Annotated in this window: 10 protein-coding genes; 4 read left to right on the top strand and 6 right to left on the bottom strand. The window is 39.5% G+C overall.

What is annotated here, in order from left to right:
• Positions 1-14: 14 nt before the first annotated feature.
• Positions 15-1,316: a tyrosine-type recombinase/integrase gene (locus CRO16_RS01805; protein WP_097054638.1), complete on the bottom strand. Its 1,302-nt coding sequence runs from the start codon at positions 1,314-1,316 to the stop codon at positions 15-17.
• A gap of 551 nt (positions 1,317-1,867) precedes the next feature.
• On the opposite strand from CRO16_RS01805, the gene CRO16_RS01800 reads away from it, so the two are divergent.
• Positions 1,868-4,504, top strand: coding sequence for a sensor histidine kinase (locus CRO16_RS01800; RefSeq protein WP_097054637.1), 2,637 nt, complete (start codon positions 1,868-1,870; stop codon positions 4,502-4,504).
• 3 nt (positions 4,505-4,507) lie between these two features.
• On the top strand, positions 4,508-4,876 hold the full coding sequence (locus CRO16_RS01795; RefSeq protein ID WP_097054636.1) for a response regulator: 369 nt from the start codon (positions 4,508-4,510) through the stop codon (positions 4,874-4,876).
• Here the strand turns inward: CRO16_RS01795 and CRO16_RS01790 are convergent, their stop codons facing one another.
• The 4 genes from CRO16_RS01790 to CRO16_RS01775 all read right to left on the bottom strand — a co-directional run bounded on the left by CRO16_RS01790 (position 4,877) and on the right by CRO16_RS01775 (position 7,755).
• On the bottom strand, positions 4,877-5,740 hold the full coding sequence (locus tag CRO16_RS01790) for a glycerophosphodiester phosphodiesterase family protein (RefSeq protein WP_179670471.1): 864 nt from the start codon (positions 5,738-5,740) through the stop codon (positions 4,877-4,879).
• Positions 5,741-5,881: 141 nt separating this feature from the next.
• Positions 5,882-6,106 carry a hypothetical protein gene (locus CRO16_RS01785; RefSeq protein WP_097054634.1) on the bottom strand — a complete coding sequence of 75 codons (225 nt, stop codon included), beginning with the start codon at positions 6,104-6,106 and terminating at the stop codon, positions 5,882-5,884.
• A gap of 68 nt (positions 6,107-6,174) precedes the next feature.
• Positions 6,175-6,414 (bottom strand): hypothetical protein, encoded by a 240-nt coding sequence (locus CRO16_RS01780; protein ID WP_097054633.1) that lies wholly within the window; start codon positions 6,412-6,414, stop codon positions 6,175-6,177.
• A 102-nt stretch (positions 6,415-6,516) separates the two neighbouring features.
• Positions 6,517-7,755, bottom strand: a complete 1,239-nt coding sequence (locus tag CRO16_RS01775) for a 3-deoxy-D-manno-octulosonic acid transferase (protein ID WP_245858846.1) — start codon at positions 7,753-7,755, stop codon at positions 6,517-6,519.
• 84 nt (positions 7,756-7,839) lie between these two features.
• On the opposite strand from CRO16_RS01775, the gene CRO16_RS01770 reads away from it, so the two are divergent.
• Both CRO16_RS01770 and CRO16_RS01765 read left to right on the top strand, forming a co-directional pair.
• Positions 7,840-8,973 (top strand): DegT/DnrJ/EryC1/StrS family aminotransferase, encoded by a 1,134-nt coding sequence (locus tag CRO16_RS01770; protein ID WP_097054632.1) that lies wholly within the window; start codon positions 7,840-7,842, stop codon positions 8,971-8,973.
• Positions 8,974-8,980: 7 nt separating this feature from the next.
• A complete protein-coding gene (locus CRO16_RS01765; RefSeq protein ID WP_097054631.1) occupies positions 8,981-10,258 on the top strand; it encodes a metal-dependent hydrolase family protein in 1,278 nt (425 codons plus the stop codon).
• A 39-nt stretch (positions 10,259-10,297) separates the two neighbouring features.
• Here CRO16_RS01765 and CRO16_RS01760 read toward each other — a convergent pair whose 3' ends face one another.
• Positions 10,298-12,673, bottom strand: coding sequence for a hypothetical protein (locus tag CRO16_RS01760; protein ID WP_097054630.1), 2,376 nt, complete (start codon positions 12,671-12,673; stop codon positions 10,298-10,300).
• Between the last annotated feature and the right edge of the window lie 135 nt (positions 12,674-12,808).

Genomic DNA, 12,808 nt, shown 5'->3' with positions numbered 1-12,808 from the left:
GTTGAGGTGTTTATTTATTGGTTTGACGCGTTTTTAATAACTTTTAACTGCGGTTCTTTGTCTTGGTGTATGGTTTCATAAAACTGCATAAAGAGATCGGCATTTAAGTCTTTATCTTCGCGCCTGTTGATATATTCTAAAAACATACTTTCTTTAGAGTGCCCCGTAATACCAATTAAAACGGCTGTTGGTATCTTCTTGTAATAATTGGTTGCAAATGATCTTCTAAAGGTGTGAGAGGTTATTAATTGCCATTTGAAATAAGTATCTGTTTTTTTGCGCCCGGTCTTTTTGTCAAACTTCTTGCCCTCTATTTTTTCCTCTAATTTGGCAAGTTTACATACCTGTTTTATATGTTTGTTTAACTTCTGTTGTGAGATCGGGTACGGAAAGTTATTTTCTACAATTTCAATAACGTGCGGTCCAATAATTCCGACTGTTACGGCTTTACCTGTTTTCTGTTGTTCAATATCAATATAAATGCGGTTTCCTTTGTATCGTAAATTGTCCGGGGTTAACCTCAACAAGTCGCCTGCTCTTTGTCCTATTTCACAACCTAATAACAACCATTTGCGCGCGTTTTCCTGTGCTTCGGTTTCTAGATTTGCGGTTCGTATTTGCTCCAATTCTTCAAAAGATAAGGTAACTATTAATCTTTCGCTGTTTTGCTCTTTAAACCCTGTTATTTGCTTTGCATAAGGGTTAACTTTTATTTCCAGTTTTTCGGCATCTAAACAAACGGTTTTAAGGTTGTCTAAAATCTTGCCCGCGTAATTTGTAGAATAGTTCTTTTTCTTCATTAACCAATTTGTAAAACGGTCAACAAAGGGTTTATTAATATCATGGAAATGGATCTTCTTTTTTAATTCCTTTTGATATTCCTCAACAACCTTTTTAAAGGTCTTATAACCTGTAACCCGGTTTTGGGATAGTCCGACTTTATTACTGCCTTTAATTTTCTTTGTATTGGCATTGTCAATAATGTACTGAATATGATTAACCATTAAATTTTGGTCGGTTTTCTTAACCCGGTTAAAACATTTATTTATGTTATCCTTTAACCAAAATAAGTCTATTAACTGCCCTTGCCCCTGTGCGTTGTTAACCTCATCATATATAAAGGTTTCTAATTTTGATAAGGCTGCAAAGGTTTTTTTATTGGTTTCAGAATTTTGTTTTGGTTTACTGGTAATCTTGCTCCAGTCTCTGGGGTTTACATTAAAACCTGTATTAGTTTCTAATTTAATGCCCCTGCCCATGGTTAAGGAAATATAAATAGAAGATTTTCCGCGTATTCTGTAAATAACTGTTGCCATAATTAGAAGTATTTGAACATTTGAACAAAACTAAATTACAACTTTTTTTGATCTTCCGAACATCTTCCGAACATCTTCTGAACACTATTCTATTTTATTCTATTCTATTAATATCTTTGTAACCTATTGATATTGTTGAGGTGTTTAATAAAACTGCAGGTTTATGTAGGTTTTATAGGGGTTGATAAAATAGTTAAAAATGATGGTTTCCGCTCCCGCTCCGAGTACAGAAACCCTCTTTATCTTATTGATTTAGAGGGTTTTTTGTTCTGAAAAATTACGGGTTTTCCCCCATAGCTATTCCCGTTTTCATCTGCTAATTTACTCTGTTTAAAATTCTGATATGCTCGACCAATCTTATAAATACTGGCGAACTTTAGTGCTCATCCTAAGCGTGGTCCTTGCTGTATATATCGTCCTGCGCTACACGGCCTGAATGATTTAAAGTAACTTATTTACCAAAGGGAAAAAGGGAGTAATTTTTTGATTTCTTTTAGAAAAAGGGATTTATAAAAAAGTATTTTAGCTTTTTCCCTTACTAATTCCAATTAATGAATCACTCCCAGGTGCCGCACACGGAAAATCCTGATAATATAAAGTTTGCCTCTTCTATAATAGATGCTCTTCCGCACCCAGTCCTCGTGATAGACCCGGAAGGAACTGTTAAAGCAGCAAATCAGGAATTCTACTCCCGGTTTGGGTTCAAAAGAAAAATGGTTTTAGGGGAAAATCTTCTTTTTTTTGAGGATAAGCTTTGGGATAGTCCGCAACTAAGGGAATTTATATCCCGCCTAAAGAGCTCACCAGAGGCGATGCCGCAATTTTATCTACTGCTGCCCTCTGCACTTAAGGAACAGATACCGATTAGCATTAGTGGGAAAAAAATTGATATTCCGGTAGGAGGAGATGACCTTTTTCTGCTTTCTTTCTCTACTGCCAAAGAAACGGGTAGTGAGATCACCTATAGAAAACTTCTCAACGAAATTCTTTCCGAAGCCCCTGCATTCATTTGTATTTTAAAAGGTCCCGAACATATTTTTGAAATTGCCAATGAAAAGTATCTGCAGTTGCTGAGCTACAGGGACATTATTGGAAAAAAAGTGCAAGATGCCCTGCCTGAAGTGGAAAACCAGGGGTTTATCACCATGTTAGATAATGTCTATCAATCGGGCAAACCCTTTGTTGGAGAAGAGATTTCTTTAAAACTCGAAGGAAGTAACTCGTCCGATCAAAAAATCTATCTGGATTTTGTCTATCAGCCTATGCATGATTCATCCGGAAAGGTTAACGGGATTTTTGTTCATGCAGTAGATGTAACCGAAAAAGTCCTCAATCGTAAAAAAATTGAGGAAAGTGAGAAGGAGCTTCGCAATTGGATAGATACTGTGCCGGTGATTATCTGGATTACAAATCAAAATGGAGAGGGATTTTATCTTAATAAAAACTGGTATAATTATACCGGGCAGGAGCTGGATGAATCTTTAGGAGCAGGATGGTTGAGGGCGGTACATGCCGAGGATTATCATAAAACTCTGGAGGAATTTGAAAAAGCGCACCGGGAACAAAAAGAATTCAATGTTTCTTACCGCCTTAAGACCAAAGAGGGGGAATACCGGTGGGTCATTGATAGAGGAAGACCAAAATACGGATCAAATGGGGAATTTCAGGGTCTTATTGGAAGTGTCATCGATGTGCATGAGGACAAGATAAAGGAACAGGTGATCATTGAAAAAGAACATCGTACCCGTTCTATTGTCGAAGAGGCCACTGTCGCCACAGCAATTTATTATGGCAAGGAAATGAAAATTGAGTTTGCCAATGATGCAATGATTGAAGTATGGGGAAAAGATCGTTCTGTAGTGGGAACTACCCTTAGGGAAGCTCTGCCGGAATTGGAAGGACAACCTTTCCATGAATTGTTGGAGAATGTATTCGACACCGGGGAAACCTATTGGGGAGAAGAAGATCGGGTAGATCTCATGCGAAATGGCAAAATGGAGACCGGCTTTTTTAATTTCACCTATAAGCCCCTGCGTGACGGGCAGGGTAATATCTATGGTATCCTTAATATGGCCGTAGATGTTTCGGACATGGTCAAATCCCGTAATTTATTAAAGGAAAGGGAGGAGCATTTTAGATTACTTGCCAATCTTATGCCCGAAAAAGTAATGAACACCAACGCAAAGGGGGAGGCGATCTACTTTAATAAAAATTGGCTGGATTACACGGGGCTCTCAAGAGAACAATTAAAATATTCCGGCTGGAAAGAGTTGCTCCATCCTGAAGACCGAAACCAGATTCAGACACACTGGCAGGAATCTTTAGAAATAGGAGCAGGATTTGAAACAGAAGTAAGAATAAAAAATAAAACCGGAAAATATCTGTGGCACTTAAACCGGGCCGAAGCAGTGAAGGATGAACAGGGGGAGATCAAAATGTGGATTAGTACCAATACCGAAATCCAGCGCCTTAAGGAAGAAGAAAAAAGAAAAGGAGATTTCCTAAAAATGGTAAGTCATGAACTAAAGACCCCAGTAACTTCCATTAAAGGTTATGTACAGCTACTCTTAAGTATGTTAAAGATGGTGGAGGATAAAATTCCCGCAGGTATTCCTCTCAAGCCTTCCCTGGAGCGAATAGATAATCAGGTGGTAAGATTGACCAGGCTCATTTCTGAAATGTTAGATCTTTCCAGACTTGAAGAGAATAAACTGGAATTAAGGACAAGTGTATTCGGTATCAATGAACTGGTAGAACAAACTGTACAGGATATTCAACTTACCAATACCCAGCATCAAATAAGAATTTTTCATGAGTGTCGTGCAGAGGTAAATGCCGACAGGGATAGAATAGGGCAGGTTTTAATCAATTTTATAACCAATGCTATCAAGTATTCTCCCGAAAACCGGGATATAGAAATACATATCGTAGCGGCAGGGACAAAAAAGGTGGGAGTAAGTGTTAGGGATAAAGGTATAGGCATTGATGAAGAATATCACCGAAAAATATTTAAAAGATTCTATAGAATAGGAGGGGTCAATGAGGAAACCTATTCAGGTTTTGGAATTGGTTTATATCTGGCTAATGAAATTATAGAGCGGCACAAGGGCAGCATAGAAATCAAAAGCCGGAAAGGAATAGGATCTGATTTTTGTTTTAAACTTTCTGCAATATCAATAGAAAATTAAGTTATGGAAAATAATAAAATTCTTGTTGTTGACGATGATTCCGGAATTGGCGAAATGCTGAAAACCCTGCTGGAATATTATAAGTATACAGTTACAGTTACCCCGAAGCCGGAAGAAACGGAAAGGCTAATTGTAGAAAACGATATTGATCTTGTTCTTTTGGACATGCTCATCTCAGGCGTCAATGGAACAGATGTGTGTGCAAGATTGCGCAACAACGAGGAGACAAAAGATACACCCGTGCTTATGATGTCTGCACTACATGACGCGGGAAAGAAATGCCGGGAAGCGGGTGCAAATGATTTTATAGCCAAACCATTTGAAATGGAAGATTTGATCGCCAAGATCAATGAAGTAATGGCTAATAAATAGTTATTTCGGGCTGAGTTTATTCTTCTCTTTGAGCACAGGTTCGGGATAGTCGGTTATGATCCCGTCTACCCCATAGTTTAACATATTTAAAATATCATTTTTCCTGTTTACAGTCCAGGGAACTACTTTTAATCCCCGGTTTTGTAAAGAGGTTACTGTTTGTGCATTTTTTAACTGCTTATAATATGGGCTTATATATTCGGGTTGTATAGTTAATTCCCTGAGGCCTTTTTCTATACCTTTCCTGTACAGCAGGTAGGAAACTTTAATATGGGGATACTTGTTTTGGATGGTATTGATAATGTTACTGTCAAAGGACATCAGGACGACCTGGTCCTCAAGATTTTTTTCCTTTACTATCTCCATGACCACAGCTGCAAACTCCTCCGGTTGTGGCTGAAAAATGTTATATTCCCCGGGATCTGATTTTATTTCCAGATAATATTTTACAGGTTCCAGATTCTGATGCTTTATAAATGCTTGCACAGTATCTAAAACCGAGGTCAATAATGGTTTATGAGTGTTAATTTGCCTCTGCTTGCGGAATTTAGCATTGGGCAACATTCCGAGAATATATTGTTGAATACTGTCATAAGGCATTTCGTATAGATTATAATCTCTTTCTCCATTCTTATTGATCCTTTTACCTTCAGGAGAGATCATATAAGACGCTTTCATATATGGTTCGTGAGAGACAACTACCTGATGATCTTTAGAAATAACCAGATCCATCTCCAAAGCATCGGCTCCCAGGGCAACAGCGCTAATAAATCCTTCGATGCTATTTTCGGGATAGGCTGAGACATGGCCCCTGTGTCCGATAACCTGAACGTTGGGGTTGGACAGTTCTGTGATGGATCTCATACAGGCAGTAGTTAAGAACAGTGGTAGTAAAAGGAAAAAAGCAGCTATTTTCATCGTTTACTTTCTCTCCTTAAGGTAAGGAATTATTAAAATAAAAGCCGCTCAACAGGAGCGGCTTATAAATGATTTTCAAATCAGATTTTACTGTTGAACCTGGTCGTCGGTCTCGTGAATTTCTTCATCGATCTCCTGTTCGACTTTCTCAGCTCCTTCTTCGATCTCTTCAGCGGCACGACGGGTTCCGTCTTCCACGTCCTCGCCAATTGCTTCAAGAGCATCTTCGGTCTTTTCCTGAGTGGTTTCCCTGCAGGAATAAGCAGTTAAAGTAAATACTGCGACCACAAAACTTAAAAACAGCTTTTTCATATCTTTTTCTTTTAATCTAAAAAAGCCATAAGAGAACTTATGGCTTGAAATTTTTTGAAGAAAAATGCCTACTGCATATCGTCAGTTTCGTGAATTTCTTCATCGATCTCCTGACCGGCTTCTTCACCAGCTTGCTCTATCTCGTCTCCTGTCTCTTCAAGACCTTCTTCGATGTCGTCTCCTGCCTCTTCAAGATCAGTTTCTACTTCTTCAATGTCAGTTTCTACATTTTCCTCAGTTGTTTCTCTACAAGAGTAGATAGAAAGAGTAAATGCAGCTACAAGTAATCCTAAAAATAATTTTTTCATGTTAGTATGTTTAATTAGTTAAAACAAATTTAAACTATTTTTTATATATCCAAAGAAGTCTTTGAAGAAAGTGCTGAGGCAGCCATGAAGAAAGCCTCTTTTTTATTTGTTTTTTAGGAGATAGTCTGAAATCATTAGTGTTGCCCCACGCTGTTCTTCAATAAGATCTGCCGCTGCCTTTCCCTTTCTTCTTCTGAAATCTTCATTCTGCAACAGCCTGTTTAAAACTTCGGCGGCCTCCTCCTTGCTTTTTACTGAAAACAATGCTCCGGCCTCTTTTAAAGCTGAGGCTTCCGGAAATTTGGAATAGTTTTTTCCAATGATCACAGGAATCCCAAAGGCAGCAGGCTCCAGCACATTATGAAGACCTGTGTCTCCCGCTGCGCCTCCTACATAAGCTATATCTGCATAGCTGTAGATGCGGGTGAGCAATCCAATGGTATCTATGACAAACACCTTGTAATCTTCTAATTTTTTATCTGCTTTATCTGAATAAAGGACTGTGGGTACCTTTACTTTCTCCTGCAGGTCCCTGATCTTTTCCTTTTTTAAAGTATGTGGTGCAATGATAAATTTCACTTCGTCTCCTGCTGCATTAAGGTAATCTACCAGCAGTTCTTCATCTTCGGGCCAGGTGCTGCCGGCAACCAAACAGAGCTTATCCTGCAGGAATTCTTCAATAAAAATGAGCCGGTTGTCTTGTTCCAGTTGTGCCGAGACGCGATCATAGCGGGTATCTCCACTTACTCTTGCATTTTCAAATCCTATACCCTGAAGCAATTCAAGGGAGCTTTTATTCTGCAGAAAGAAAAACTCAAGAGCCTCCAGGTATTTCTGCATCCATCTTCCGTAGGGCTTAAAAAACAGCTGATCTTCCCTAAATGCTCCGGAAATTAAAAGACTTCTGATATTCCTTTTTTGGAGCGTTCTCAATAAATTAGGCCAGAATTCATATTTTACGAACAGCACCCAATCGGGGTGCACCAGGTCAAGAAATCCTTCGGCATTTTTTTGGGTATCCAAAGGGAGATAAGTCACTACATCTGCCAGAGATCTATCTTTTTTTACTTCATAGCCCGAAGGGGAGAAAAAACTCAATACGATCTTATGTTTCGGAAAGATCTCTTTCAGCTTTAAGATCACGGGAACAGCCTGTTCATATTCCCCCAAAGAAGCTGCATGTATTAAAATGGTCTTGTCCTGTGGGGAAATTTCCGAAGCAAGTTTTTCAAAAAGCCCCCTTCTGCCTTCAGTAAAAAGCTTCAGTTTCTCATTGAACCTGCCCGACAGAGGTAATAGCTTTTCGGTAGTATTAACAAGGAAATTATAAAGGAAATGCAAAGCCGGTGATTTGAGTGCTAAATTAAGAAAAACCCATTGAGAAAGGTGGCATTCTTTGTATTTTCGTGCTTACAACTTTACGAGATGAAAAAAATACAAATGGTTGATCTTAAAGGTCAATATGAGAAGATAAAAGATACTGTAAATTATTCAATTTTAGAGGTTTTAGATACCACCGCCTTTATTAACGGGCCCGAGGTACAATCTTTCCAAAAAGAACTGGAAGAGTACCTGGATGTAAAACATGTCATCCCCTGCGCCAACGGAACAGACGCCCTGCAAATCGCAATGATGGGTCTGGGATTGAAACCCGGAGATGAAGTGATCACAGCCGACTTTACCTTTGCGGCAACTGTGGAAGTCATTGCACTGCTTCAGTTGACTCCGGTCCTGGTAGATGTGGAGCCCGATACCTTCAACATCGATCCGGAAGCTATCAGGAAAGCGATCACTCCAAAAACCAAAGCTATAGTTCCCGTACATCTTTTTGGACAATCGGCCAATATGGATGCCATCATGGAAATTGCGGAAGAGCATGGTTTATATGTAATTGAAGATAACGCCCAGGCTATAGGTGCCAATTATCATTTCAAAAATGGTAACACCAAAAAGGCAGGTGCCATAGGTCATGTGGCTTCCACATCCTTTTTTCCTTCTAAAAACCTTGGATGTTACGGTGATGGGGGAGCGATCTTCACCAATGATGATGAATTGGCACATACCATCCGCGGAATTGTAAACCATGGGATGTATGAGCGATATCACCATGATGTGGTGGGAGTGAATTCAAGGTTGGACAGTATACAGGCTGCGGTGCTGCGTGCTAAGCTTCCAAATCTAAACGAATACAATAAAGCGAGGCAGGAAGCTGCCCGCAAATATTCTGAAGCTTTTAAAGATGTGGAGGGAGTAATAGTGCCATTTACTGAAGGCGAAGCAGATACTCATGTCTATCACCAATACACCCTCAAAATTGCTAATGGAAAAAGAGATGCCCTGGCAAAACATCTTTTAGAAAAGGGAATTCCTTTCGGGGTCTATTATCCAATTCCACTTCACAGCCAAAAAGCCTATAAGGACGAACGCTACAATGAGGCCGATTTCCCGGTGACCAATCAATTGGTACAGGAAGTGATCTCCCTGCCTATGCATACAGAACTGGATGAGGAACAAATTGACTATATTACCAAGACAATAAAAGATTTTCTTAACCAATAATTCTCACATGAAAGTACTTTTGACGGCAATTTGCCTAATCTTCACATTTACTGCTGCTGCACAGGATATCTATATTCAAAGCGGAAATTTGATTGACACCAAATCAGGGAAGGTGCTTGGTAACCATACCATCATTGTTTCAGGCAATAAGATCAAAAGTGTGGAGAAAGGATTTGTACAGCCGGCAAAGACTTCAGACAGTCTCATTGACTTGCGGGATATGTATGTGCTTCCGGGTTTAACAGATATGCATGTGCATCTGGAAAGTGAGACCAATCCTTCCAAATACCTTGAGCGTTTCACCAACAATGAAGCCGATGATGCTTTTAATTCAGTAGGTTTTGCTGAAACTACCTTATTGGCAGGATTCACCACGGTTAGAGATCTGGGTGGTTCCGGTGTGAATATAGCTTTGCGTAATGCCATCAACAAAGGTAAAGTGAAGGGCCCCCGTATCTTTACTTCCGGAAAATCACTGGCGACCACAGGTGGTCACGCCGATCCTTCCAACGGAATGAACCGGGAATTAGCCGGAGATCCGGGTCCTAAAGAAGGAGTAGTGAACAGTGTGGAAGATGCCAAAAAAGCAGTTCGCCAGCGCTATAAAAATGGTGCAGATCTTATCAAGATCACCGCTACCGGCGGCGTGTTAAGTGTGGCGAAAAGTAGTTCCAATCCGCAGTTTACTCTTGAAGAGATTAAAGCTATTGTAGATATGGCTAAAGATTATGATTTTCATGTTGCTGCCCATGCCCATGGAGATGAAGGCATGCAGCGTGCAATAAAGGGAGGTGTGACTACAATTGAACACGGGACCCTTATGAGCGAAGCTACCATGGATCTTATGAAACAGCACGGTACCTATCTTGTTCCTACTATTACCGCCGGGAAAGAAGTGACCGAAAAATCTGAAATAAAAAACTATTATCCCGAACTCGTAGTGCCTAAGGCCCGGGAAATAGGTCCCAAGATCCAGAATACCTTTGGAAAAGCTTATAAAAGAGGAGTAAAAATAGCTTTTGGTACAGATGCCGGAGTTTTTGAACATGGGAAAAATGCCAAAGAATTTGGTTATATGGTAGAGGCAGGAATGCCGGCAATGGAAGCTATCCAGTCCGCAACTCTTGTTCCTGCACAGATCCTGAAGATGGAAAACGAACTGGGACAGATCGCTCCCGGGTTTTTTGCAGATATTATAGCCGTTAAAGAAGATCCTTCCAGGAACATAAAAACTCTTGAGGAAGTAGAATTTGTAATGAAGGAGGGGAAGGTTTATAAGAAATGAAACCTACTCCTCTAATCTAACCCACCGTTTTCAGCTTTACTATTTATTACTTGTAAGGGGTACAGTCAATACCTCCGAAAATAACATACCATCCGCATTCATTCCCTCAATGTATAAGTTTACATTGGGCTGTAATACGTTGAATATTTTGAGAATATTATGGCCATTTGGTTCAATAATAAAATCAGAATCCCAATGAATGACTCCATAGTCGCGAAAATTCTTATTGGAGTAAGAATTATATTTAGGAGAATAAAATTCTTTGTTAGTGCTAAATCCGTTCCCTGCGATAAGGGTTTTTACAGTTTCTGTTCTATCACGCCTTAGGCCACCTTTTCTGGTGGTGATCCTAATCGCTCCATTAAAGCCATTACCTCCCATTCCGTATCCCATTTTATTAATAACAATCGATTCAACTTCACTGGAATGTAAACCGTAAAGGATGCTATGGTCGGTACCTATCGGTGCACCGTTCCAGTAGAGGTATACATTCCGGTTACTGCTGCTAAGGGTAGAGCTCATCCGGTTTTTCACCTGAACTGTGCCATGGCCATGAGTTACTTCAAATCCTTTGGTAGAAAGATAGTCTGTAATAAACTGAAATCTGTTTGCCACTGCTTCAGTAATTTCAATTTCTTCACCAAACCCCTGAGACTCATAGCGATCTTTTTCTTTTTCCTGTTTTTCTGATTTGATCATAACAGTATCGAGGGCAATAGAGCCACCAAGGAAATTTTCGGGGATCGTAATTTTTTTCTCCGGGATAAAATATTTTTCCGAAGACTTGAAAGCAGTAGGATGATTTGAAGTGTCTTTTATAGGGAGGATCTTTGCTGTTAATGATGGTTTCGAAACTTTATCGTTCCTGGTATTCAATACGCCAAAAGATAATAAGGTGCTATCAATAATGAAAGCATTTTTAACAGAGAACCTGTCATTGTTCTGGAGCTCCACCATTTCAAAATATCCTGTGTTTTCAGATCTTATAAAAAGGTCATTTTCTTTCTTCCTCCTGCCAATCACGCTGCCTTCAATGGTGAATCCTATTTCCGGCCCGAACCTTTCCCCGGGTATACCGGATTTGTCCTCACTCCAGTCAAATTTACTCCACCCCTGGGTGAGTAAAAGTAAATCCAGGTCATAAGCCTTTCGGTTTTTATTGCCATCAGAGAAGTAATAAGAAGCTTCTTCAATATGTCCTTTTACATAGGGTTTCAATAAAAAAGCTGAAAGAATATTATGTTTGGGATGATATGCCTTAGTTTCAGAGGGAAGAACGGAAATACTTAAAGAAGCCTCACTGAGTAAAGGGGTAGATGAAGAAAGTTCAATAAAAAGCGAGTCCATTTGCAAGGCTCTTCTTTCGGAAACAATCCTGCCTCTCTTAATTTTATTGGAGTTAAAGATCTTACGCTCCAATACCGGTTGCAATTGTGGGTCGAAAACTGTAACCGTATTTACGCCTCCAAAAGAGTGATCTTTGCTAACAATTATATTAGCTTCCAGGTTGCTTTCTGTAAAACTGAAATTCAAGGTCTTCAGGTTTCCATCTTTATGTAAGGCAATAAGAAAATCTTTGTCTTTAATTGAATTTTGAGTAGCCTTATTAGTTCTTATGGTGAACAGGAAATGATCACCTCTATCAATGCTGACGAGTGAAAAACCTTGTTTTTCCGGCTCTGCTATTTCTTTCGAAATTTCTTCTCCCGTTTCGGTCTTTAAAACAACCCTATAATTTTTTTCCTTTTCAGGAGTAAAAAAGAATCTTGCCATTCCGAATTTATTGGAATCAAACCTGGTGATCTCATTTTGTCCTGAATCTAACAGTACAGCGTTTTGAAATCTGGCCCCTTCCCCTTTTTCATTTATAAGTTTTACACCAACAGAATTAATAGCTCCTGTTAAAAGAACTCCCCCTTCGGGTAATAACTGTAAATCACGCTCTTTTGTAACTAAAGGAGGTTCCTCATCCTGTCCAATTACGGTGAAGCCTTGTATGTAAGACTGGTCTTCCTCGAAGTTTTGCATATAAGCCGTAGAAGCCTTTAAAAAATAGTGTCCGGGTTTATATTTTTCAGGATCAAGATCCAGAAAAACCGATCCCTTTCCTTCCGATATAAAAACGATATGGGAGTCTATATACTCACCATTCTCGTCATACACCTGCACATTAAGATTGACCGTTTGCCGGTTTGGAAGGTCCAGTTTGTTATTGTAGACATAGGCAGAAAGCCAGAGATCCTCGTTGGGAACAACGGCAGTTTTATTAAGGTGGAGAAAAATTGTTTCCCTGTTTAAATCAAAATATGATTCATACTTTTTTTGAAGTTCTGCAATTCGGGGTGGAAGTTGGGCAAAAACGGAGATGCCGGAAAGCAACGCCACCACCACGAATAAACTGTAAAAGTTTTTCATGCAGTAAAGTTAATATTCCGGAAAGTAGGGAGGCCGAAATAGACGAGAGATTAATCTTGAAGACCGGAGTTATTCTAACCGGTACTTCATAGTTGTTCCAAATATAGGAAAAAACCTTTTCCTATTTGAAAACGT

Origin of the sequence: Salinimicrobium sediminis, from assembly GCF_900215295.1 — a bacterium.
GTDB classification, from domain to species: domain Bacteria; phylum Bacteroidota; class Bacteroidia; order Flavobacteriales; family Flavobacteriaceae; genus Salinimicrobium; species Salinimicrobium sediminis.
The sequence above is the reverse complement of the archived record's forward strand: the minus strand, read 5'-3'. Positions and strand labels throughout refer to the sequence as shown.